The sequence below is a fragment of the Klebsiella oxytoca genome (genome assembly GCF_009707385.1).
GTDB lineage: Bacteria > Pseudomonadota > Gammaproteobacteria > Enterobacterales > Enterobacteriaceae > Klebsiella > Klebsiella oxytoca_C.
In genome coordinates this window covers 2,898,604-2,921,440 of record NZ_CP046115.1, presented here as the reverse complement: position 1 = coordinate 2,921,440, position 22,837 = coordinate 2,898,604, and the positions used below count along the sequence as shown (strand labels likewise).

The following is a 22,837-nucleotide window of genomic DNA, read 5'->3' as shown; positions in this document are numbered from 1 at the left end:
ATGCTTCCCCTAATACACACTTTAAAAAGTTGCAAACTATTCATATAAAATATATATGAATTTTATTCAATAGGTAAATTGTGTTGTTTTAAGAAAGATAGCTTATCCCAATAGCCTCTTTGAAAAATAATTTTATTATTTACTATTTGAAAAAAACCGCAACCCCTCAAACCTAATGGGGCACGCCACTCTAAAATTGCCCATTGTCCATCTTCGAAAATGTTTTCAACGATACAAACCATTTCTGGAATAGAAAAATCTTGTTCAAACATTTTCTTTATAGCCTCTTTCCCAATAACTGGCTCATTGGCTACCTGATGGTTTATTGCATTATCATCATATAATTCTGAAATAGTTTCTACATCTGCATTATTAAATGCGTCAACCCATTGGCAAAGTATTTCTTTTGGCTTCATATAAATTACCTCCAGACCTGTAAATATTTCCTTTCCACAGCATAACATCAAAATCTTATCAAGCTCAAAATTTATTTAAAGCATAGGAAAACTTTTAAAGTGCAATAATAACTCTGACCTGCTCCCCACAAAATGATGCAAACGTCAGCTTCTGGCACAGTGCGGACTTTACTTCCATAGATGATGAGTCAGGCTGCTAGTCACAAAAGTTGTAACAGGCGCTAATTCTTAAGGACTGCAAATAAACATCGTATGACATCACCCGTCCCGAAAGCCACCAGCTCACCACCACCATTCTTGCGAATGACATAAAAGGCGAATATATCTGGAAGAGTAACCGGAGACCGTTTTCCGGTCAGTTTCATCTGCTGAGGCCAGCGAAAGTAGAAAGGTCAAAAATAACCTTGTCGTACAATAGCTTTCGATGTCCAGACTGACCTCTTAATCAGTTCGGTGCATGGCAGACCGCCTCAATATTATGGCCATCAGGCGCAATGACAAATGCGGCATAGTAGTTTTTACTGTAGGAACGTAAGCCAGGTGCTCCGTTATCCCGGGCACCCGCACGCAAAGCAGCATTGTAAAATTCATCAACTTGCTGCCGGGTTTTCGCGACAAATGCCAGATGCAGAGGAGCCGGTTTGTCAGTCGTTTGGAACAGGCAAAGTGAAACATCGTCGGAACTCATTTCCAGACCGTAGGTTGGTGTGCCTTCATCGATGAGTTTCACGCCAAGCGGCTGAAGCGCGTTAAGGAAGAAAGTTTTACTTTTTTCGTAATCACTTACGCCGAATTTCACATGATCGAACATTATTTATTCCTTTAAAGATATGAACAAATAAAGAGTATAGTTGATGTCCGGATGCTTGCGTGTCGACAACGTCCTGAATGATATTGAGTCGGTTAACCGCGTCCAAAGGGAAAAAACCGCCGTATGAGTTGTCACCAGATTCCCTCGATGATGAGTCCAGATGACGGATATCTCAATTTAGCTACCAGAACAGGGCTGCCGGTTTTCTGCTGCAACCTCGTTGCTCTGCTTGAAACAGAGCGGCCATATGCAACATCAGATACTTTATGTTTTACCAGGCGCAGCCTCGTAGCTTATTGTTCCGGGCCATCTTGAAGAGAGCCAAATCGCGCGTCTTACCTTCCGGTTCAAGCTTGATTCGGATCTCCCAAATATGAGATATCTGTTTTGCTCAGGTGAGTTCTTGTATCCGTTCTGACCCCCCGATTCTGCACTTGTGTTACCTGCCTGGCGGGAAACAGGGGGGCGATGTGCACACAGCACTCTCTAGAATTTATAATTACCCGCTGTGTTTAAGCCTTAGTCAATCCAAGAAGCCAGTCCAGCAGTCCGGCTTGTGGGCTGTTGGGTAAGAAGGGTTGTGGTGATAACAAGTAATAGCATGAGCCGTCCTCTTTAAAGCCCAGCGGAGCCGCAAGTACACCGCTATTGAGATCATCACAAACCTGATACCAGGAGCCGATAGCCACGCCAAGGCCGGCAACAGCAGCCTGTAGACTGAAGTAAAAATGGTCGAAAATTTGCCCGCTGCTATTGATAGTTTTCACCCCTGCGGCATTGGCCCATTCCGTCCAGGCGCCGGGACGTGTACGCGTGTGCAAACATTCTGCCTTTTGAGAAAGTTGCAAACCGGATTCTGTGCTGATAAACCACTGGGAAATTTTGTCGGGGCGGCACACCGGCCCGACCTTTTCTCTAAATAAGGGTTCGGCATAGTAGTTATCTGGCCAGTCAAAATCGTCACGACGGATAGCCAGATCAACGCCACTCGCAAATGAGAATTCCCCGCCTCCAGCGGCCAGATGTATTTCCGGGCCAGAATATTGCGTCTGGAAACCAGGCCAGCGTGGTATCAGCCAGCGCATGAGTAGGGTGGGTTCGCAAGAGAGAATCAGCCGCTGGCGCTGACGTGCGCTGACGCGCAGGTCATTAACGGCTTTCTGCATTATATGCAGCCCCTCACCAACCGCTCTGGCAAGAGTCTGTCCGGCGTCAGTAAGAAAGACGCGCCGGTTGCGTCTCTCAAACAAAATAACGTCCAGCTCGTTTTCCAGCTGCCGCACAGCCCGGCTGACGGCGCCATGGGTGATATGTAACTCATCGGCTGCGCGGCTAAAGTTCTCTAAGCGAGCTGCCGCTTCAAAGCTGCGTAGCGCAAGTAACGAGGGTAATCGTGAAGAAATTAACTGTGACTTTAATTCACTAATTTTGTCAGAAAACATCGTTATTAACCTTCCCATACTGAATTTAAAATCAAGGGGAATTATTGAATAATACAGGATGTTATTATGACTGAATTGTTAGCTGTGATCACCATTACTCTACTTGCAGTTATCAGTCCCGGGCCCGATTTTGCGCTGGTCTCGCGCAACAGCCTGGTGCTGTCGCGTCGTGCCGGGCTGCTTACTGCCTGCGGTATTGGATTAGGTGTTATTGTTCATGTTTCCTATACATTGCTCGGTCTGGGATTGTTGCTCCAGCAGTCGCTTTGGCTATTCAATGGCATAAAGTTTATCGGGGCGGTGTATTTGATTTATCTGGGTATTAAGATGTTACGCACCAGGGGCGGGGAAGCGATTTCTTACAACGGTGTATCACCTCTGTCAGATTTAGCTGCTCTGCGAGCGGGGTTTCTGACAAATGTGCTCAATCCTAAAACGTTAATTTTCATTGTCAGCTTGTTTATGCAGGTGATAAAGCCCGAAACGAGCCTGATAATACAGATCTGTTATGGACTCATTATCTCGCTGGCTCATATAGTCTGGTTTACTCTGATCGCAGTTTTTTTCTCCTCAGGAGTTATACGAGCGCGATTCCTTTCGATGAGGCACTGGATAGACAGAACTTGCGGCAGCATGTTGATTATCTTTGGTGCGTTACTCGCCGCATCTGGTCGGGCGCGTTGATATTCGCTGCCGTTGAGTCTGGTTTAATAAGACTACCGATCACGCGCATAACTCAAGTGAACGGGGCCGAGACTGAAAACCCTGGGCTGAGTGAACAGAAGAGGTTATCGAATAAAAAACCGGGCGCAGAGCCCGGCTATTTATTTTCAATATCTTGCGACCACCGTTTCAAACCTTAAGCAGTTTCACCGTGGCGTCGATGTCTATCTCATCTTCGGAGAAAATTAGCGTGGTGCCCTGGAAAGTGGTGATAGCCAACTTTTTCACCGAGCGCATTTCACCGGGCTTAGCCGTAGATTTTGGTCTGATATTGCCCATTAACAGGCCCACGGAAAGTACCGCATTCTCTTTATCGATGCGGGCATCAGCAGGTTCTTCCTCGCTGTATACCAGGAAAGATTTGATCGACGTGAGCTTAATTCGTTCGCCGGCGATATAAATATATTTGCTCTCAGGCAGGACCTTTACCGCATAAGCCGACAGGCCCTTGTTATTGGTGGTAGGTTCGAAAGTGACTGCCGCATCTTTTTTAATCAGTTCAGGGTTGGCAACCTTAATCACATGAAAATAGCGATTATCGCCATTTTCATCTTTGATAAAGCCAAAACCTTTATCCTTAAACCATGTTGTGATCGTTCCGTTCATCGCCGTTACCGCCTGGTTAATCGTTTATCTACTCAATTTTTGCCGCGCGCAGTATAAAGCCCGTTCTCCGCGCAGACTACGTCTGGATATCAGGTCTGCGGGGAAGGCTTACCACATCAAATCATCGGGCACTTTAAAATCAGCATACGGATCGTCTTCATCCTGCTCTTCGGCGCTCAGGGCGCTGTTTAAGACGATGCTGCTGGCATCCCGTTGGGCGATTTTATCGGCGACGCTCGCCGGGATAATCGCATATTTACTCTCGCCGTCATTATCGCCAGCCAGACGCGCAATCGCGAGACGACCGCTAATTAGCTGAGCCTGAGTCAGCTTATCCACGGCGATTTTTTTAATGAAATTATTATCCGTGAAGTTAAAATCAATATTGCCTTTTGAAATATCGATTTTATTCATCTCAATAAGCTGCTTGACCTGCGCTTTGTACTCTTTTGATAAAGCCGCTTGTTTTTGCTGTTCGCTTAGCTGCTTGTCCCGTTCCAGCTGCGCCTTTTTATTCTCTTCTACCGCTTCTCTGGCTTCACGAGCCTGAATGCGTGACTTTTTCGCCGTTCTCTGAACTTTAGCCATTTTTTTGCTGGTCACTAGCCCGGCTTTTAGCATCTGCTCTTGTAAGGTGAGTTTTGTCATTTTGCTGTCTGAATCCGCTGAATAATGGATGCGATTATACCTATAAATGTCGGTGATGTACCAGGCGGTATGGCCACGTTGATCTTTCTTGCATAAAAAATCACTTCTGTTGGGTTTAATTTGCTATAAATGCATTATTAGTGATTTTTTATTGGGGTTGATGATGATAGTCAGAACATGGCATGGTTGTGTGCCCGTAGAGTTTGGTGAGGCATTTGCGGTTCATCTGCAGAATACCGGGGTTAAACATTCGCAGAGCATTGCCGGAAACGCGGGAGCGTTTGTCAGGCGAGAAACGCAGGGGCAATGGGAACACTTCTTTCTGGCAACGTACTGGCACGATCTGGAGGCCGTCATCGCTTTCGCCGGTGAAGACTACCATGTCGCAGTGACCTATGCGGATGATGAGCAATTCCAGCTGCTGTCAGACCCGTACGTTTTTCAGTTTGAAGTTGCGGCGGTAGTGGGTATCTGAGTGAGATGGACTGAACGTTTCCAGACCAGGCAAAAAATTAAGGCCCGAAGGGCCTTATCATTATTTTCGTCCTGCCAGCAGGCCAATAACCAACCCGATGGCACCGGCTGCCAGTAACCCGGTCAGCGGATTTTCTCTGACGCGCTCTGAGACCTCTGACACCGCATCTGAAGCCTGAGCGGCGTATTTACGGGCTGCGCCTTTGAGCTGGTGTTTTGGCGAATCTACCGCGTCACCAAACTGCTGCTGGGCTTCCCCGGCAAATTCATTGACTTTATTACCGATTTTATCCGCCAGGTTCTGCGCGTCGTTTTCATAATCTTGTGATGACATGGGAGTCTCCTTTCGTTTGACTCATTTAAGTCTAGTGGCTGACAGGCGAAGTACAAATTCTCACCCTGTAGTGAACGCCACTCCAGGATTTTTCCACATCGCCTCGGATATAAACCAGACGGTTGTTTCTGCCTTAAGAACGGTAAGCATCTTGCGTAAAAAACAGGTCGGGATAGTGGATATTCCTGTTATTTCAATTGATTAAGACAGGGGCAGGATATAAGATCCTGCCGGTGCTGTAGCGTACGGCGCGGCGATGTATAAATAAGAGCTATTGATATTCACAATTGCTCTTTTTTCCTTCATCATTTGTCAGCTTTTGCTACTAATAATCAGCGCTTAGCTCAGCATAAGAAATAAATTTTTTACTCAAGGCCGGTATGAACTATAAGAATGTACTGAAGAAAACGTTACTGCTTGCCCCTGTGGCGCTCCTGAGTCTGCAAATGCCCGCCTGGGGCACGGAAGTAACGAAAGCGGCAACCTGTCAGAAAGCCCCGCCGGCGGTGGATAAAGACGGCGTGCCGTTACCGCCCGTTGTTGGCAAAGAGGGAGCTCAGCCGGTTTCGGCTAATGGCAAGAGCAGCCATGGTGACGTAATCGCTGACTGTCTGCCTGTGGCCAGCGAAAATTAATCATTGACCTCAACCCGGGAGGGACATGGTGCACCCATTCATTAAGGTGATGCTGGTAGGGGGAAAGGGCGACGGCCTGATGGTCAGCGTTGCCGATAACGCCACGGAAGTTTCTGTTACCCCAGCACAATATGGCGCGAAATCCGGTCAGCCACTGCACTACAGAATTGTGTCCCGGACGATTGACGATGAGCGCTATTTTTTCGGCGTCTTCAACGACAGCCATGAGGACACGGATAAACTTAAAAGGGTCGCGCTGACCCGTGGCATGAAAAAATTCTTCAGTTAATCTGCGTCCGGGCGGCTCTCTGTCGCCCGGTCAGTTAATTTTCGTTTTCTTCCCGCCTCCGATACAGTAGGGCAAAACGTTTTGTCAGTTGCGGGAATCTATGATCAACCATATCCGGATAAAGAACTTCAGATCGGTCAGAGATCTTGAGCTGGAGCTCGGGGCGCTGAATATTGTCTTCGGCCCCAACGGCTGCGGTAAGTCTAATATCTATAAAGCCATCCATCTGCTAACCGCCTGCGCCGATGGCAAGTTCTCGGGCTATATCAGCGATGAGGGCGGCCTGGAAAATATCATGTGGTCCGGAGCGAGCGCGCCGACCGATCGCTTTCCGCGTCGCCTGCAGATTGCCTGCCTGACCGATGAGTTTGACTACCAGCTGCAGGTCGGCTTTCCGGAAAAACTGCCTTATCCCACTCAGTTCCAGCTGGATCCGCTAGTGAAAGAAGAGTCTATCTGGCTGGCGGGATTTTCCCGTCGTCCTTCATCGAGAGTACTGGAGCGAAAAAATCAGACAGCGTTCCTGGTTGACGTCAATGGCGAAAGAAGCACCTTTACCGATACCATCTATGAGAACGAATCGATTTTTGGTCAACTCGGCGAACCGCATCGCTTTCCGGAAGTCTCCAGGGTCAGGGAAACCATGCGGCACTGGCGCTTTTATCACGAATTTAACATTGGCAGGCACTCGCCCCTGCGGTATCCCACGGTAGGCTACCGTTCACCGGTGCTGGACAGCGATGGGCACAACCTTGCCGCCGCTTTTCAGACTATCGTCGAGATTGGTGCCGAAGAACTGCTGCATGAAATCCTCGCGGAGGCGTTTCCGGCCTGTACATTTTACTGTGAAAACGAAAACTCGCGCTTTTCGATGAAAATGCGCCGCAACGGCGTCTGGCGGCCTTTGCTGGCTGCGGAAATGTCCGACGGTACGCTACGCTTCCTGTGCCTGGCGGTAGCGTTGCTGAGCCCACGCCCTCCGGCTTTTCTGGCTATTAACGAGCCGGAAAACAGCCTGCATCGCCAGATGTTTCCCGCGCTTGCCCGGCTTATTGTTGAAGCGTCACGCTATAGCCAAATCTGGTTAACCAGTCATTCGGCCGAGCTGGCTGAGCTTATTTCGTCGATGGCAGAAGCACGAATTTATGGGCTGGAAAATAGCGATGGGGAAACGCGGATTATCAGCTAAAAGCCGTCGCTTACGCTGGCCGGAGTCTTTCTCATCGTCAAAATAATCTGATGAGAAGCCGAGCTAAGCCGCCGGATTGTTGCCGGCGGCATGGCTTTATGCCGCCGCCGGGAGCAGCGTTTTGCTGCCTTTCAAAGTGAACAGCGAGAGCAGGGTAAAGCTCAGGGTAATACTGCCCAGGATCAGATAGGCCTGATGAAAGCCGACGGTATCATACATCCGTCCAACCCACGCTGAGAGCACAACGCCCGATAGCTGTTTTGATAAATTAAAACCAATCAGGAACAGAGTAGCCGAAAGCTTCGGGTTAAACGCTGAGGAGATATATTTGAAGGTGCCGACCAGCAGGAACGGGATCTCAAACATATGCAGCATTTTTAATATGATGACTTCCAGCGCCGAGCCAGCGAAAGATGAACCTAAAATACGCACTGACATAATCATCCCGGCGATTAACAGGGCATTCTTAGCGCCAATTCGGTTAACTATTGCCGGCGCGCAGAACATGATTAGCGCATTGAGTAATTCCCCTCCGGTAGTGACGAAGCCAAAGACTTCGGTTCCGCGCTGCGGGCTGGAAAAGAAGCCTTTAAAGAAGTTGGCGAACTGCTGGTCAAAAACATCATAGACGCTGGCGACGCCAACGACATAGATAATAAAGCCCCAGAAGCGCGGCATTCGCAAAAGCTCGGCGGCGGTGCGCATCGAGAAAGCCTGACGGTTGGCGCCGAGGGCATCAATCACTTCTGCGCTATTACTGCTTTCCGGCTTTGATACCCACAGCAGTACTCCGAGGATCAGGGCAAAACCGGAGGCGATCCAGAAGGTGATATTAGGGTTGATGCTAAATAAAATACCGGTAATGGAGGCGCACAGCGCCCAGCCGATACATCCGGAGACGCGAACTTTACCGTATTCAAAACGGTTGGCGCGACTGACGCGCTCAATATAGGCTTCCACCGCCCCGGAGCCGCTGGAAAAAACGATCCCCAGATAGATCCCACCGACCAGCGCGCCGGCGATAATATTCATCTGTAGCAGCGGCGAAAAAACGAAAATAAAGAAGGGGGCAAACAGGATTAACAGGATTGTAATGGTCCACAGCAGGTGTTTGCGCAGCCCAAGCTTATCGGAAATCAGACCAAAAACGGGCTGGAAGATTATCGCGAATAGCGAAATCGAGGAGAAAACGATCCCCGTCTCGGTTTTGGTTAAATGATTAACTTCCGCCAGCCAGACCGGGAAGAAGGGGAAGTAGGCTGACATAATGAAATAGTAGAAGAAAAAGAACAGCATGAAATAAATAAAATTATGCCGTTCTCGTGGTGAGAGTTCAGAGAGTTTCATTGTGAATATTCCCTATTATACACGCCACCATTCAGGTCATCTCTGTGCAGGCTGAGGCCAGCCTGCGAATGACAAATTCGTTGCCGATGAGTTTGTCATTCGCTTACCGCCGTCAGGTGGCCGGAATGATATTGTGTACTGGTTTATTTTTAAGGGCTTACGCCGCCAATTATTATTGGAAGTAAATCGTTAATCGATATTGCCACTGTGTCTCAAGCAACAGCCATTGCTGCAGGACGCTGGGTGTCCAGGAGTCATCGCCGCCGATGCCCATGTGCCGGCCATCGAGGGTGATCCAGACGCCATTTTCCGGCTTCATCCAGTGCCAGTGGTCGGTCTCCGTTAACTGCGTGGTGCTATAGGGTTGAACTGAGAAGTGGAAGTCACCCGCCACGTGCCAGCGCCCCCAGTCCAGCGCTTTGTTATCGCAGCGCAGGCCGTTCTCCGTCGGGAATATGTACGGGGTGGTCATCTCGTCCATTGGCAGCTGCCAGCGGGAGAAACAGGCGCTGGTACGGCGGTCCGGATAGTTTTCATGCGGGCCGAAACCAAGCCATGAGATTGGTTGATGCTGATCCGGTACCTGGAAATGCAGCCCGATGCGCGGCAGCGGCGGCAGGGTACCCGCGCGCTCGCCATTAATCGCCAGATTCAGCTTACCTTCGCTATCAAACGTCATCCGCCAGTGGCTGACAATTACCGCTTCGTCGCCGCGCAGATAGTGCCAGCGACTATCGATAACGACCTCATGGGCGAGGCGCTGAGCGTCGCACTGTACGCAGCGGGCGTCGAGGTTGTAGAGCCCGGCGCTTTTCCAGCGTTCAACCCAGGCGTTAGGATCGATGCGCTCCACTTCGCTGACGCCAATATCGTTATCCAGCGGCGCACGTACAAACTGATCGCGCAGCGGCGTTAGCAGCTGTTCCACGCCGTCCACCTGCCAGTGGGTAAGAAGACCGCTTTCACGGTCGATGATCCATTGCTGTGAACCGCTGCGGACGGTCCAGGCGCTGTCGCTGCTTTCCAGTACCGGTGCGGCGCCGGCGGGCGCGGGATTGCGCAGAGCCAGCGGAGCGGCGAGGGGAAACTGCTGCCAGGCAACGCGGTGTCCGGCCTCAGACCAGGCGGTGGCCAGCGGCTGAATAACCTCCAGCGTTAGCCACACCTCCTCAGCACCGGCGGGCAGCACCAGCGCTTCGCATAGCGTTAATTCGCACCGACCTTCAGGGCGAAGCGCAAGCTTCAGGCTTCCTTCGGCAAAGGTTTCACCGGCGGCCTGAACCTGCCAGCGCAGCTCTTCGTTATCGGTAGCGCGGAACAGATATTCGCTGGTGATGCTGATACGTAACGGTGATTGCGCAAGCAGGGCAAACTGGAAATACTGCTGAGCGTGTTTAGCCTCGATCAATGAAGGGTGAGCGCGACGGTCGGGAAAGACCAGACCGTTCATACAGAACTGGCGATCGTTAGGCTTATCGCCGAAATCACCGCCATAGGCCCAGCCAACGCTGCCGTCGTCGAAGGTTTTTGTAATAGCCTGATCCGCCCAGTCCCAGATAAACCCGCCCTGCAGGCGAGGATAGTCGCGAAATGCCTGCCAGTAATCAGCAAAATTACCGAGACTGTTGCCCATCGCATGGGCGTACTCGCAGAGGATCAGCGGTCGTTGTTCGCCCGGCATACTGATCCACTTTTTGATCCCCCATTTCGGTACCGCCGGAATGAGCTGGTCGCGCTCTACGCGGGCGTACATCGGGCAGATAATATCGGTGGTGGTGCTGTCGCCGCCGCCGCCCTCATACTGCACCGGGCGCGAAGGATCGTTGCGCTTGAGCCAGTGATACATGGCTTCATGGTTGCCGCCGCCGCCGGATTCATTCCCCAGCGACCAGATAATAATCGACGGATGGTTGCGGTTGCTTTGCAGCATTCGGCTGACGCGGGCGCTGAAAGCCGGTAGCCAGGCCGGATCGTCGGAAATACGATTCATGGGCACCATACCGTGGGTTTCAATATTGGCTTCGTCGACAACGTACAGACCATAGCGGTTGCATAGCTCGTACCAGCGCGGGGCGTTAGGGTAGTGGGAGCAGCGCGCGGCGTTAAAGTTGTTCTGCTTCATCAGCAGAATGTCCTGCACCATATCCTCTTCGGTGACCACCTGGCCGCGCAGGTGATGATGCTCATGGCGATTGACGCCGCGGATCAGCAGCGGTTTACCGTTCAGCAGCAGCAGGCCGTTTTTAATTTCAACGCGGCGAAAGCCAATATCCCAGGCTTCAGCTTCGATCGTTTCATCGCCGCGCCACAAGGAGACTACAGCCCGGTAGCAGTTTGGCGTTTCGGCGCTCCACAGCGCCGGTTTTTCTACCGGCAGACGAATCATCGCGCGCTCGGCATAGTTTCCGCGCTCGTCAATAATCGGCGAACCTGGCGCCTGCTGGTGACTGGCTACCAGGGTCTCCCCATCCCACAGCTCAACTTTTACCGCCAGCTCCTCCAGCAGCTCCGCCGGGGCGGCGACGCTTAAATTCACCAGCAGTTCACCATCGCGGTAGAGCGCATCCAGCTGCGGCGTCAGCTGGACGTCGCAGAGGTGCAGCGTCGGTTTATTCAACAGCCAGACCGAGCGGAAGATCCCGCTCATTCGCCACATATCCTGATCTTCAAGCCAGGTTCCCGCGCTCCAGCGCATCACCATCACGCAAATTCGGTTATCGCCCGGCTGAAGACAGGAGGTGAGATCGAAGGCCGCGGGCAGGCGGCTGTCCTGCGAGTAGCCGACCCATTTACCGTTGCACCACAGATGAAACGCGGAGTTAACGCCATCAAAAATAATCTGCGTCTCGCCGTCGGCCTGCCACTCCTCATCGACGCTAAAGGTCAGCGAGTAGCAGCCGGTTGGGTTCTCCTCAGGGACGCGCGGCGGCGTGGTGTCGATAGGGTAGCGAACGTTGGTATAGACAGGGGCGTCGTAACCCTCCATTTGCCAGTTTGATGGTACCGGCGTACTGCGGCTGTCCGGCAGATCGTCCTCCAGCCAGCGGGCATCAACGTCAAACGGACTGCGGGCGTATGAAAACCGCCACTGGCCGTCAAGAAGACGACGGTAGGGTGAAGGCTGGTTTTCCCGAGCGGCGGCGGTATCGCGCCAGCTGGCAAACGTCGGATGAGCCGGTAAACGGTTGAGATGGGTAATAGTCTGGTTTTGCCAGTCTTCGCGGGCGAGAACTTGCAGAAAATTCGCTTCTGCGGCAGAGAGAGAGTCGTGTTGTTGCATACGCATACCTGACGGATAAGTGGAAAATGTCATTCGTTAGACAATATAATTTTGTTATCAGGTATTTTCTTTTAAGCCGCAATATTCAAGAAAATGAAACCCATCTACGATCACGAAAAGCTGTAAAAACGGCTGATCTTTGTCGTGATTTAAACATAAAATGTTAGCGGACGACATTGACGTTATTGATAGTGAAGGAGAGGGCTATGCCGCGCCGTTTGGCAACGTTAGAAGATGTGGCTCGTGAAGCTGGAGTGTCTCAGCAAACGGTCTCCCGGGTGCTGAATAACCCGGACGTGGTGTCTGAACGAACCCGCGATAAAGTCATCCGTGCGATGCAAACGCTGCGCTATGTGCCAAACCGCTCCGCTCAGCTGCTGGCGGGTAAGTCCGCGCCGTCGATTGGGCTGATTACCGCCTCGCTTACTCTGCACGCGCCTTCGCAAATCGCGGCGGCGGTGAAAAGCTACGCCGGTTTGCACCAGCTTGAGGTGTCGATTGCGATGCCGGCGCAGGTCGACTATTCATCGCTGCAGGCCAGGTTAAATGAATTCCGCGCCCAGCATATTCGCGGGGCGATTATCAGTTTACCGCTGGAAAGCAGCCTCGCGGAGCGGCTGGTGGTGGAGAACCCCGATATTGCCTGTATGTTTCTTGATGTCTCTCCGGAGGCCGATGTGTGCTGCGTGCGTTTCGATCATCGCGACGGCTGCGGGGCATGTATACGCCACCTCTGGGAGGCAGGGCATCGCGAGTTTGGATTACTGGCCGGGCCGGAGAGCTCCGTCTCTGCCCGTCTGCGGTTGAGCAGCTGGCGCGAGGCGCTGCACCGGCTGGGGGTGAGTAATGCGGTGACGGTCTTTGGTGACTGGAGCGCCGCCAGCGGCTGGAGCAAAACTTTCGAACTTTTGCATCAACATCCGCGTATTAGCGCGATCGTGGTGGCAAATGACCAGATGGCGCTCGGCGTGCTTAGCGCGCTGGCGCAGCTTAATCGCAGCGGTAGCCAGGCTATCTCTGTCACCGGATATGACGATACGGCGGACAGCCTCTACTTCCAGCCGCCGTTAACCACCGTTGCCCAGGATTTTAATGTGTTGGGGAAAAGGGCGGTTGAGCTGCTGATCCGGCTTATGGCGGCGCCACAGATAAAAATTCGAGAGCTGTTGCCCACGCGCCTGATTATCCGCCAGTCCACCTGGCCCTGTACGGGGGCCCGAGATAATGATAACGGCGAATTAATTGCGCAGCTCAAAGCGCTGGTGGAAAAACTATGAGCAACGCGGTCGTTTAGCTTTCATTTATGTTTCGTGTGCTAGCGTAATGTACAGACGTAGATAGGGTTGTTATACCCTCGACGTAAAAATGCAAAATACAATCTATCCATGCAAGCATTAATTCACCGCCAGTCATATGGCGGTTTTTTTTGCTCTTAGTTTTACCAAACGGGAATAGTGTTATTTTATTTAATTCTGCTATCCGGGCGTTTAATCGCCTGGTGATAGCATGAATGCTCTGTTTTCCTGGCTGCGTGTCAAAAAATTTCCCGAGGTTATACTTTTTGAAGCAGCATAAAATGCTGCGAGGCAGCCGACATCATAACACCTCTTTTTTACATCATCGCTTATGCTCTGAGTTAACGCTGACGAGTCGGAGGCCATGTCATGATGGTATTAAAAGATAAAGAGTATATAGATTCCGTGGGCTGGCAGAGGGTTGCGGAGATCGTTGCTGATGCAGGACTCAATCAGCGTGATGTGGTGCTGATTGAGCGTGCATTTCGTCATAGTACTTTTTGCTGGTTTGGCTATGAAAACGGTCAGCTTGTCGCCGTTGCTCGCGCGATTAGCGACCTGACCTGGTGCAGCTATCTGGCGGATGTTGCGGTGGCTCCGCATTGTCAGGGCAAAGGTTACGGGCAGCAGCTGATGCAGGCGGTCAGCGAGCAGTTACGGCCGTTCGGTAAAACCTTTATCTATTCCGTTGCAGATAAAATAGATTTCTATCGCCGCTTTGGTTTTGAACTGCTGGCAACGGGGATGGTGTGTACCAGCCAGGAGGGGATGGTACGTATGCGTGAGCAGGGATATATTCGCAATGAAAGCCTGAACCGCAATGAGTAAAAATGCGTTGTCAGGTTTTTATTAAGGGATTTATTCATTATGCCAGATTAGCTTATTTAACGAATATGTTTGTGGAATATAAGGCGCGGAGATAAATATAATAAATAAGCTGTGTTTAAACGTGAAAATGTGTTACATAGTGTCTTTTTTACCGGTAACAATCTGGACGGGTTTATGCTGACCACCCTGATTTACAGAAGTCAGATACATTTAACTCATGAAGCTAATCTCCCGCTACTGGTTGAAAAAGCGAATGCCTATAACATGGTGCATGAAGTTTCAGGTATTCTGCTTTTAAAAGATAATTTTATTCTTCAGATACTTGAAGGTGATGAAAGCGTTCTTGAGCAGCTTTTCAGTAAGATAAAACTCGACCCTCGTCATTTTGGGGTCGTAGAACTGATGCGTGATTATGCCCCGCGCAGGCGTTTCGAAAACGTTGGAATGATGTATTTTAACCTTAATCAGTTAGAAGGTGACACTGTGCTGAAAGCCGTCCGCCAGCTTAGCCAGCTGAAAGGATATCTTTCTACGGAAGAGCGCATCTATAAATTCATTCATACTTTTATAACGCAAAAGCGACATATTCCGGTTTCACACCGCTTCCAGCCTGAAAAATGGTCTGTTATCCCGCAAAATGCTCCATTTCATCAGCCACAAATATCCGCCATAGAGGGGCGGTGCTGCCAGTTTGCTTTCCAGCCAATAATCGAGCCGCTGGCCGGTAAAATAACTTCGCTGGAGGCGCTTATTCGCGATAAAGATGGCGGAAGCCCGGCGAGCTTTTTTGCTTCCATTCCGCCAGATAAACGTTATGAAATGGATCTAAAGTCTAAGTCCGTTGCTTTTGCCCTGGCGAAAGACATTAATATCGGTGACCATAAAATATCTATTAATATTCTTCCAATGTCCCTGGTTGTTATCCCTGAGGCCGTTGAATTTCTACTGCAGGAGATAAAAAAACAGGGGCTGGAGCCTGAACAGGTTATCGTTGAGGTGACCGAAGATGAAATGATCTCCGGTTTTAGTCAGTTCCGCAGCGCGATAAAAAAGCTGCGCGTCTCAGGTATGGGGCTGGCGATTGATGATTTTGGCGCCGGGTATGCTGGACTTTCGTTGTTAACAAAAATTCAGCCCGATAAAGTAAAAATCGATCGCGAGATTATTACCAATATCCACCTGAGTGGCCCTAAACAGGCAGTGGTACGTTCTATCATCGGCTGCTGCCAGGAGCTTGAGATTGCGGTGGTTGCCGAGGGGATTGAACGTCTTGAAGAGTGGTGTTGGCTGGAGTCCGCAGGCATTAAGCGTTTCCAGGGATTTTTGTTTGCATTACCTCAGCTGAATGGTGTAGGTGAAATTCGCTGGCCGAGGGAAAGTGCCTGATAACCGCTTACAGGCGTAAAGTTTTGCTATAACCGGATGTTTCCCTGCCTGCCGTTAATTTTCGCGGCAGGTCACTTGCGCAGACGATAAGCGCTTTCCTCTCTTCAACGAGACACCTCCACGGATACACGCTACGAATCTGGTTGATTGCCTTCCCACTGCGTCAGCAAATCCAGCTCTGCGTAAGATCATGAAAATGACTCATGTCGCGATGAAATTAAGTCGCTTTCACTCATTCCCGGGCTCTGGCATAAATTAGTCAAAATTAACTTATTGGCAACATGAAGACGATTGTAGAGCACACCGTTTAATGCTGTATGCCAGCACCGCGCTCAGTTTTCATTGCAAAATCAGGATGCAAGATCGCCATGAATACAGATTTTACATTTACTATTAAACGCACTCTTTTTGATGAAAACTATAACCCTTCGGAAAGCACGCGTATTACCACGAACTTTGCAAATCTCGCCCGCGGGAAAAATCGCCAGCAAAATTTGCGTAACACCCTGGCCATGATTGATAACCGTTTCAATAATCTGGCACATTGGGATAACCCGAACAGCGCGCGCTATTCCGTTACGCTGGAAATTATTACCGTGGAAATGAAAATTGAGGCTACCGGCGATACTTTCCCGGTAATTGAGATATTGCAAACCAGCATTATTGACAAAAAAATCAATAAGCGTATTGAAGGGATCGTCGGCAATAATTTCTCCTCATATGTTCGGGACTATGATTTTAGCGTGCTGTTGCCAGAGCACAATAAACAACGTGCAGGCTTCAGCATTCCAGACGATTTTGGCGGTTTACATGGCAATATATTCAAACATTTTGTGAACTCTGCGGAATACCAGGCCCATTTCAAAAAATCACCGGTAATCTGCCTTAGTGTATCCAGCAAAGACACCTATCATCAGACCGGGAATCAGCATCCGGTATTGGGCATCGAATACCGGCCAAATGCTTCATCTTTGACTGAGCAATATTTTGGCAAAATGGGCCTGCAGGTTCGCTATTTTATGCCGAAAAACAGCGTAGCGCCTTTGGCATTTTATTTTACCGGTGATTTACTCAGCGACTACACCAGCCTTGAATTGATAAGCACCATCAGCACGATGGAGACGTTCCAGAAGATCTACCGCCCAGAGATCTACAATGCGAACTCTGCCGCCGGACTCTGCTATCAGCCCGATCTTAATCATCAGGATCATTCGTTGACAAAAATCGTTTATGACCGGGAAGAGCGCAGCCAGTTGGCTATTGAGCAGGGTAAATTTACTGAAGAGCACTTTATTAAACCGTATAAAAATATTCTTGCGCAATGGTCGGCTCAGAACGCTCTTTAATACATCGCATATACAAGGCTATCTATTATGAAAAAATTATTACCGACATCAACGGCTGGCAGTTTACCTAAACCATCCTGGCTTGCCGAACCAGAGAAACTATGGTCCCCCTGGAAACTCGAGAACGACGAATTAATTGAGGGGAAACGGGATGCGCTGAGTTTATCCTTATTCGATCAGCTACGCGCCGGTATTGATATTGTCAGCGATGGTGAGCAAACCCGTCAGCACTTTGTTACGACTTTTATTGAGCACCTTAGCGGCGTTGATTTTGCAAAGCGTGAGGTGGTGAAAATACGCAATCGTTATGAAGCGAGCGTCCCTACCGTCGTCGGTGCCGTTGAGCGTCAAAAACCAGTGTTCGTCGAAGATGCCCGTTTTTTACGCCAGCTCACCAGACAGCCTATTAAGTGGGCTCTGCCGGGTCCGATGACCATGATTGATACGCTTTATGACGCTCACTACAAAAGTCGCGAAAAACTGGCGTGGGAATTTGCGAAAATACTTAATCAGGAAGCCAGAGAGTTAGAGGCGGCCGGCGTCGATATTATTCAGTTTGATGAACCGGCTTTTAACGTATTTTTCGATGAGGTCAATGATTGGGGTATCGCGGCGCTAGAGAGAGCCATTGAAGGACTCAAATGCGAAACTGCGGTTCATATCTGTTATGGATATGGCATTAAAGCCAATACCGACTGGAAAAAAACGTTGGGCACAGAGTGGCGCCAATATGAGGAAGCGTTTCCCAAACTGCAAACCTCGAATATCGATATCATCTCGCTGGAATGCCATAACTCGCGCGTGCCGATGGATTTGCTGGAACTGATTCGCGGTAAAAAAGTAATGGTCGGAGCTATCGATGTAGCGACCAATACGATCGAAACGCCGGAGGAAGTCGCCGCGACTTTACGTAAAGCGCTGCAGTTTGTTGATGCCGATAAGCTTTATCCTTCAACCAACTGCGGCATGGCTCCATTATCTCGCCGGGTGGCAACGGGTAAGCTTAACGCGTTAAGCGCCGGGGCAGAGCTTATCCGCCAGGAGTTGCAGGCTAAGTAAAGCGAGTTATTCATTATGGCTCCTGGGGGCAATAAACTCCAGGGGCGACGTTTTTTCAGAATCTTCCCCTGACTACATTTCAATTCCCGAACAATGTCAAATTCCCCCCTCTAAAACACTTTCAGAATATTAGCAAACCTCCGGCTGGCGGCCGTTGTTGAGTAAAGCAACCAAACCGCAAGCGGAGAGGTTTCTTCAAATTACGGCTGTTAATGTCTGGTACAACTATCAAACAACCTTGAAAAATAAATGGACATTTAATTACATATCATTACATTAAATTTCACAACATTTCAGAAAATGGAGTTTTTGATGTCGTGTTTGTCTTGTCTCAGGCATGGATTTCTGTTGACTGGCTTTTTATCAACCGCTGTGTCGGGAGCGCCACTTAGCCCTGTCGATCAGAATGTCATTGAGCAACAGCAAAAGGCGTTACTGGAAAATTCGCAGCAGCAGCGCGATATACTCCGCAATTCCACGCCAGCACCATTACTTCCCGAAACTCTCCTTCCTGAATCGACAGGGCAATGCTTTAAAGTCCAACACATCCAGCTAGAAAACGTCACGGTTCTCCCGCTATCCGCGCAGCGAAAATTAACGACAATCCCAATGGAAGGGTGCATGACTCTCCAGCAAATAGAGCTGCGGGTACGGGATATTACTCAGGATTACCTTTCCCGAGGATTTATAACCTCACGCGCCTGGTTGCCGGAACAGGATATTTCAGCAGGGAACCTGATCATCGCCGTAACTGAAGGGAAGGTGGAGACCATCACTCTGGATGGTTCTCAGGAAAATGCTCTGAAAATGGCTTTTCCGCAGGTTGAAGGGCAGATACTGAATCTCCGCGACATTGAACAGGGGCTGGAACAGCTGAATCGCCTGAATTCTCGTTCGCTGACAGTTGATATTGTGCCGGGACAAAGGGAGGGATATTCCCGTTTAGAACTGGTATCGCTCAGCCGGCGTTTTCCCGCGAGCCTGGATGTTAGCGCCGATAACAGCGGGCAGAAAAGTACCGGCAGCGGACAGATGAATACACGCCTGATTGTGGATAATCCACTCAGGCTGGCAGAACAATGGACGCTGTCAGCAGGAAGGGATAGCGAGTTTCATCACGACAGGCGCAGCCGCAGCATTCAGGGTGGCGTATCGGTTCCTTACGGATATTGGTTGTTCAGCGCACAGTATGCGTGGTCTGATTTTTATCAGACCCTGTCTGTCGGAGATACCGCCCTCCGCTGGCGATATGAAGGTCATGTGCAGTCACACCAACTGGCCGCCAGCCGGACATTGCTGCGAGATGGTAAACAACGCCTGGCGCTGGATATGGCTCTTTCCCGCAGGGAGACAGAAAATCGGCTTGGGGGCGTGCTCCTTGACGTTAGTAGTCCGACCCTCAGCAGCGTGGCTGTCGGTTTAAGCTATAGCCGGAATATTGGCGGCGGCTATCTTACAGTCGGTCCGTCTTTAACACATGGACTCTCTTTAGCCGGAGCAACACGAGATGACCCTGCTCACCCCGATCTGCCCTGCAGCGAATTTCGCCGCTTCAGCGCCAGTACAAGCTGGTTTTACCCACTGAATCCCTCACTGTACTGGCTCACATCCGCCTATGGGCAGACCACTTCAGACAACCTTTATGCCAGTGAACGATTGTCAGTCGGTGGACAGTATTCGGTCAGGGGTTTTAAAGAGCAGTATCTGTCAGGTAATCGGGGAGGTTACTGGCGGAATGAACTAACTAGCCAGTTGCTTACGCTGCCGTTTACAGGTGGAAAGCTGTCAGCGACGGGGGCCCTGGATATCGGTCATGTAGTGCGTCAGAGAGGAATAACCGAAGGTGGCACGCTGACTGGGACATCGATTGGGCTGGAGCTCACGGACAAATGGTTCTCTCAGTCATTGACTGTAGGTGTCCCGTTGTCCTGGCCGGACTCCATTACTCCGGATAAACACGTGGTTTACTGGCAGGCCACGGTTTCACTTTAACTGCCAGCACACAGCAGGGGCCATGACGGCCCCGTCATACAGGATGTTCAGATATGGATAAACTTGCTCATCCGCTGGCCCGAGGGGCCAGCTGGCTATTGATATACCTCACAGCCGTTCAGCCTTTGCATCCCGCTATTGCGGCGGGTATTACCGCTGCTAATGGAAATACTCAAGTGGTGATTAAACCGGGAAATGTTCCGGTGGTGAATATCGCCACGCCCAACGCAGCTGGAATATCACACAACACCTATAAGGATTTTAATATTGGCGCCCCTGGTGCGATATTAAATAACGCAACGCAAGGTGGGAAGACCCAGTCAGGGGTGACCCTTGATAACGGTAATTCCAGACTCAAGGGAAAACCGGCCGAACTCATTATTAACGAGGTGACCAGCGGTAACCGTTCTGAACTGAAAGGAAAGCTGGAAGTTTTTGGCAACAAAGCCGGCGTGATGATTGCCAATCCAAACGGTATTACCTGCGACGGTTGCGGTTTCATCAATACTCCTTCAGTGACTCTGACAACCGGCAAGCCGCAGTTTAACAAAAAAGGAGCGCTTGAGGCGCTCGATGTTAAAAAAGGCGCGGTGATTATCGGCGGCAACGGTCTCGACGGAACCCGAGCGGAATATGTTGATGTTATCAGTCGGGCAACCGAACTGAATGGCAAAATTAACGCTAAAACGCTTACCCTGACCCAGGGAGCGAACCGGGTTAGCTTTAAAGATGGCACGATAAAGACCATTACCGGCGATGGAGCAAAACCTCAGCTTGCCGTTGACACTAAGGCTCTGGGCGGCATGTATGCCGGTAAAATCCGCCTTGTTGCCACCGAGGCTGGAGTAGGAGTTAACCTGAAAAACGTTACCTCTACCCAGCGTGATATTTCCCTGACGACTGCCGGAAAAATCACCCTCAGTAACGTCAAAGCGCAAACCGATCTTAATGTCAGTGGGAAGGAAATTGTCACGCCCGCCGGAAGCAGCGTGCGTGCAGAACGTGATATGACGCTGGCAGCCACAACCGTGGACAACAGAAGTAGTACCACTTCCCGCGGGGATATGCGAGTTTTCGCTTCCACGGTGCGCAATACTGGTAATGGTGCGGCGCTGCATAGTAATAATAATCTTTGGATTCAGAAAGATGCTCAGGGTAATAAAGCCACCCTGGTGGAGAATCGTTCTGCGCGTATTCAGACCAATACTGGTGATCTGGTAATACGTGCAGAACGGCTGGAAAATACTATCAATAAGGCTAACACCAAGATCATTACAGAGCGCCCCAAGACAGCACTGGTATCAAACTCCCGCTTGGGTTGGCATCCTGTGTTTGTGGGAAATCTTGGTCAGGGAATAGGGCATGTCGTAGGTGAGATGGATAAGGGGGAACCAGATAAGTGGTTCGGTAGTGTTGATTTCAAAAAAATGACCTTCCTGCAGACAGAAAAGCAACATTATACCGTGCTTATTGAAGGTACCCGTCCAGTTATTAATGCGGGTAACAATCTTTATATTAATGCTGGAGAGCTGATTAATCGTTTGGGAGATATTTCAGCAGGCCGCAATGCAGTGCTTACCGGTCGTAGATTTATTAATGAAAATCGTTTTGAAGGTACAATGGGTAAGTATTTTATCTATGAAAAAAATCCCTATGTTGATAGCCTCGCCCCGGAGCCTGAGGGCGGAGTGTCAGGTGGTGGGGCGTTTCACCGCAAGGAAGTGCTGAAATTCCGCCATACCGGAGAGACAACAGACTGGACGCCAGGCCGATTGCTGGTTTCTCGACTTAATGCTGTCGGGAATCTGGTCGCTGATTTTTCAGAGCGAATAGAAAGTAATGAGCCATGGGTCACAAATGTGCCCTATTCCAGTGTCGCAGCCCGACCGGATACAATTACGGCCAAAAATATTCTGCTGAGAGCAGGAAGTATTATTAGCACCGATGTGATGAAAGCTGCTGGAGATATTACGCTTCAGACAGATTCGTTCGCTACATTGTCTCTGGCAATGATGAACGCCGGGAAAGATATTTCAGTGCTAGCTGGAGGTAATATCGATTTCTGGCAGAGCGAACTGAAGGGACAGGATATTACGCTTGTAAGTCGTACAGGTGAAATAAAAGTGCACTCCAGCGAGCGGCCTAATTATTATCACACTGATGGCGTTCGGTGGCTCGGGAAGCTACAAGCCTCTCGTGACCTTGCATTAACCTCAGGCAGCGCCATTACGCTGAATAATATCTTACTGGCACCACAGAGTCGCAATATCAGTCTGACATCTTCTGGCAGCATTTCGATAAACAGGACTGATACCATCCTTACGCGTCACCGTCCGGGAGAAAATCTTTCGGCAGATCAGCAGATGAAATATTTCAGTAATCTGCTCCATGCTGGTGCTCTAAACGCGACGGATTCCGTCACGTTGAGCAGCGGTGGCTATCTTGCGTTGCATGGCATCAGGATTAATGCGGGCAAAGATATCACCCTGTTAGCCGGTCACAATGTTGACCTGAATTACAGAGCGTTGGACCTTAATTATGGCCATCCGTTTGCTGGCTCCCGGACTCCGGAGCTTGGAAGTCAGGTACATGCGGGCGGTAATCTTCTGATCAACTCTGCCCGTGACGTAGGGACACAGGGCGGAACGCTTTCCGCAAAAGGAAATATCAATCTTCTGCCGGGCAGAATCTTTGGTTATCAAATGTAGCTTACTCCACAATCGATAATGCCAATGAT

General features: G+C 50.1%; 20 protein-coding genes and 1 pseudogene. 12 read left to right on the top strand and 9 right to left on the bottom strand.

What is annotated here, in order from left to right; translation table 11 throughout:
- Positions 1-62: 62 nt before the first annotated feature.
- From GJ746_RS13570 to GJ746_RS13555, 4 genes and pseudogenes are all read right to left on the bottom strand, one after another.
- The gene (locus tag GJ746_RS13570) at positions 63-416 is read right to left on the bottom strand and encodes a nuclear transport factor 2 family protein (protein ID WP_077203057.1); all 354 of its coding nucleotides are present in this window, start codon (positions 414-416) and stop codon (positions 63-65) included.
- A 445-nt stretch (positions 417-861) separates the two neighbouring features.
- Entirely contained in the window at positions 862-1,227 is a 366-nt protein-coding gene (locus GJ746_RS13565) for a VOC family protein (protein ID WP_154680680.1), read from the bottom strand.
- 188 nt (positions 1,228-1,415) lie between these two features.
- Positions 1,416-1,609 (bottom strand): annotated as a pseudogene (locus GJ746_RS25405) (integrase); the annotation flags it as partial.
- A gap of 130 nt (positions 1,610-1,739) precedes the next feature.
- Positions 1,740-2,669 carry a LysR family transcriptional regulator gene (locus GJ746_RS13555; protein ID WP_154680679.1) on the bottom strand — a complete coding sequence of 310 codons (930 nt, stop codon included), beginning with the start codon at positions 2,667-2,669 and terminating at the stop codon, positions 1,740-1,742.
- Positions 2,670-2,735: 66 nt separating this feature from the next.
- Here GJ746_RS13555 and GJ746_RS13550 point away from each other — a divergent pair, with 66 nt between their 5' ends.
- Positions 2,736-3,353: a LysE family translocator gene (locus GJ746_RS13550; protein WP_154680678.1), complete on the top strand. Its 618-nt coding sequence runs from the start codon at positions 2,736-2,738 to the stop codon at positions 3,351-3,353.
- Positions 3,354-3,521: 168 nt separating this feature from the next.
- Here the strand turns inward: GJ746_RS13550 and GJ746_RS13545 are convergent, their stop codons facing one another.
- Together GJ746_RS13545 and GJ746_RS13540 are read right to left on the bottom strand one after the other, a co-directional pair.
- The gene (locus GJ746_RS13545) at positions 3,522-3,998 is read right to left on the bottom strand and encodes a cold-shock protein (RefSeq protein ID WP_154680677.1); all 477 of its coding nucleotides are present in this window, start codon (positions 3,996-3,998) and stop codon (positions 3,522-3,524) included.
- 108 nt (positions 3,999-4,106) lie between these two features.
- Positions 4,107-4,646, bottom strand: a complete 540-nt coding sequence (locus tag GJ746_RS13540) for a DUF2058 domain-containing protein (protein ID WP_154680676.1) — start codon at positions 4,644-4,646, stop codon at positions 4,107-4,109.
- A 163-nt stretch (positions 4,647-4,809) separates the two neighbouring features.
- On the opposite strand from GJ746_RS13540, the gene GJ746_RS13535 reads away from it, so the two are divergent.
- The gene (locus GJ746_RS13535) at positions 4,810-5,121 is read left to right on the top strand and encodes a hypothetical protein (RefSeq protein WP_154682726.1); all 312 of its coding nucleotides are present in this window, start codon (positions 4,810-4,812) and stop codon (positions 5,119-5,121) included.
- A gap of 60 nt (positions 5,122-5,181) precedes the next feature.
- On the opposite strand, the gene GJ746_RS13530 is transcribed toward GJ746_RS13535, so the two are convergent.
- Complete coding sequence (locus tag GJ746_RS13530; protein ID WP_154680675.1) at positions 5,182-5,454, bottom strand: DUF883 family protein; 273 nt, start codon at positions 5,452-5,454, stop codon at positions 5,182-5,184.
- A 380-nt stretch (positions 5,455-5,834) separates the two neighbouring features.
- Between GJ746_RS13530 and GJ746_RS13525 the strand changes: the two genes are divergently transcribed.
- From GJ746_RS13525 to GJ746_RS13515, 3 genes are all read left to right on the top strand, one after another.
- Positions 5,835-6,089, top strand: coding sequence for a hypothetical protein (locus GJ746_RS13525; RefSeq protein ID WP_154680674.1), 255 nt, complete (start codon positions 5,835-5,837; stop codon positions 6,087-6,089).
- A gap of 28 nt (positions 6,090-6,117) precedes the next feature.
- Positions 6,118-6,378, top strand: coding sequence for a hypothetical protein (locus tag GJ746_RS13520; RefSeq protein WP_195908864.1), 261 nt, complete (start codon positions 6,118-6,120; stop codon positions 6,376-6,378).
- A gap of 100 nt (positions 6,379-6,478) precedes the next feature.
- A complete protein-coding gene (locus tag GJ746_RS13515) occupies positions 6,479-7,567 on the top strand; it encodes an AAA family ATPase (RefSeq protein WP_154680672.1) in 1,089 nt (362 codons plus the stop codon).
- A 96-nt stretch (positions 7,568-7,663) separates the two neighbouring features.
- Here GJ746_RS13515 and GJ746_RS13510 read toward each other — a convergent pair whose 3' ends face one another.
- Together GJ746_RS13510 and GJ746_RS13505 are read right to left on the bottom strand one after the other, a co-directional pair.
- Positions 7,664-8,914: an MFS transporter gene (locus tag GJ746_RS13510; protein WP_154680671.1), complete on the bottom strand. Its 1,251-nt coding sequence runs from the start codon at positions 8,912-8,914 to the stop codon at positions 7,664-7,666.
- 172 nt (positions 8,915-9,086) lie between these two features.
- On the bottom strand, positions 9,087-12,194 hold the full coding sequence (locus tag GJ746_RS13505) for a beta-galactosidase (RefSeq protein WP_154680670.1): 3,108 nt from the start codon (positions 12,192-12,194) through the stop codon (positions 9,087-9,089).
- Positions 12,195-12,400: 206 nt separating this feature from the next.
- On the opposite strand from GJ746_RS13505, the gene GJ746_RS13500 reads away from it, so the two are divergent.
- The 7 genes from GJ746_RS13500 (at position 12,401) to GJ746_RS25635 (ending at position 22,808) form a co-directional block, all read left to right on the top strand.
- Complete coding sequence (locus tag GJ746_RS13500; RefSeq protein ID WP_154680669.1) at positions 12,401-13,471, top strand: LacI family DNA-binding transcriptional regulator; 1,071 nt, start codon at positions 12,401-12,403, stop codon at positions 13,469-13,471.
- Between the two features lie 387 nt (positions 13,472-13,858).
- Complete coding sequence (locus GJ746_RS13495) at positions 13,859-14,317, top strand: GNAT family N-acetyltransferase (protein WP_154680668.1); 459 nt, start codon at positions 13,859-13,861, stop codon at positions 14,315-14,317.
- 174 nt (positions 14,318-14,491) lie between these two features.
- On the top strand, positions 14,492-15,703 hold the full coding sequence (locus GJ746_RS13490; RefSeq protein ID WP_154680667.1) for a diguanylate phosphodiesterase: 1,212 nt from the start codon (positions 14,492-14,494) through the stop codon (positions 15,701-15,703).
- Positions 15,704-16,071: 368 nt separating this feature from the next.
- The gene (locus tag GJ746_RS13485) at positions 16,072-17,049 is read left to right on the top strand and encodes a DUF1852 domain-containing protein (protein ID WP_154682725.1); all 978 of its coding nucleotides are present in this window, start codon (positions 16,072-16,074) and stop codon (positions 17,047-17,049) included.
- A gap of 27 nt (positions 17,050-17,076) precedes the next feature.
- The gene (locus GJ746_RS13480) at positions 17,077-18,108 is read left to right on the top strand and encodes a methionine synthase (protein ID WP_154680666.1); all 1,032 of its coding nucleotides are present in this window, start codon (positions 17,077-17,079) and stop codon (positions 18,106-18,108) included.
- A gap of 348 nt (positions 18,109-18,456) precedes the next feature.
- A complete protein-coding gene (locus GJ746_RS13475) occupies positions 18,457-20,100 on the top strand; it encodes a ShlB/FhaC/HecB family hemolysin secretion/activation protein (RefSeq protein WP_227852668.1) in 1,644 nt (547 codons plus the stop codon).
- Between the two features lie 53 nt (positions 20,101-20,153).
- Positions 20,154-22,808, top strand: a complete 2,655-nt coding sequence (locus GJ746_RS25635; protein WP_413773403.1) for a filamentous hemagglutinin N-terminal domain-containing protein — start codon at positions 20,154-20,156, stop codon at positions 22,806-22,808.
- Positions 22,809-22,837: the final 29 nt, after the last annotated feature.

Bases quoted from the DNA above. Each gene is read 5' to 3' on its own strand.
- GJ746_RS13525 (WP_154680674.1), top strand. From the start codon at position 5,835: ATGAACTATAAGAATGTACTGAAGAAAACGTTACTGCTTGCCCCTGTG.
- GJ746_RS13535 (WP_154682726.1), top strand. From the start codon at position 4,810: ATGATAGTCAGAACATGGCATGGTTGTGTGCCCGTAGAGTTTGGTGAG.
- GJ746_RS13515 (WP_154680672.1), top strand. From the start codon at position 6,479: ATGATCAACCATATCCGGATAAAGAACTTCAGATCGGTCAGAGATCTT.
- GJ746_RS13565 (WP_154680680.1), bottom strand. From the start codon at position 1,227: ATGTTCGATCATGTGAAATTCGGCGTAAGTGATTACGAAAAAAGTAAA.
- GJ746_RS13540 (WP_154680676.1), bottom strand. From the start codon at position 4,646: ATGACAAAACTCACCTTACAAGAGCAGATGCTAAAAGCCGGGCTAGTG.
- GJ746_RS13510 (WP_154680671.1), bottom strand. From the start codon at position 8,914: ATGAAACTCTCTGAACTCTCACCACGAGAACGGCATAATTTTATTTAT.
- GJ746_RS13570 (WP_077203057.1), bottom strand. From the start codon at position 416: ATGAAGCCAAAAGAAATACTTTGCCAATGGGTTGACGCATTTAATAAT.
- GJ746_RS13480 (WP_154680666.1), top strand. From the start codon at position 17,077: ATGAAAAAATTATTACCGACATCAACGGCTGGCAGTTTACCTAAACCA.
- GJ746_RS13485 (WP_154682725.1), top strand. From the start codon at position 16,072: ATGAATACAGATTTTACATTTACTATTAAACGCACTCTTTTTGATGAA.
- GJ746_RS13545 (WP_154680677.1), bottom strand. From the start codon at position 3,998: ATGAACGGAACGATCACAACATGGTTTAAGGATAAAGGTTTTGGCTTT.
- GJ746_RS13530 (WP_154680675.1), bottom strand. From the start codon at position 5,454: ATGTCATCACAAGATTATGAAAACGACGCGCAGAACCTGGCGGATAAA.
- GJ746_RS13505 (WP_154680670.1), bottom strand. From the start codon at position 12,194: ATGCAACAACACGACTCTCTCTCTGCCGCAGAAGCGAATTTTCTGCAA.
- GJ746_RS13490 (WP_154680667.1), top strand. From the start codon at position 14,492: ATGCTGACCACCCTGATTTACAGAAGTCAGATACATTTAACTCATGAA.
- GJ746_RS13500 (WP_154680669.1), top strand. From the start codon at position 12,401: ATGCCGCGCCGTTTGGCAACGTTAGAAGATGTGGCTCGTGAAGCTGGA.
- GJ746_RS13555 (WP_154680679.1), bottom strand. From the start codon at position 2,669: ATGTTTTCTGACAAAATTAGTGAATTAAAGTCACAGTTAATTTCTTCA.
- GJ746_RS13550 (WP_154680678.1), top strand. From the start codon at position 2,736: ATGACTGAATTGTTAGCTGTGATCACCATTACTCTACTTGCAGTTATC.
- GJ746_RS13495 (WP_154680668.1), top strand. From the start codon at position 13,859: ATGATGGTATTAAAAGATAAAGAGTATATAGATTCCGTGGGCTGGCAG.
- GJ746_RS25635 (WP_413773403.1), top strand. From the start codon at position 20,154: ATGGATAAACTTGCTCATCCGCTGGCCCGAGGGGCCAGCTGGCTATTG.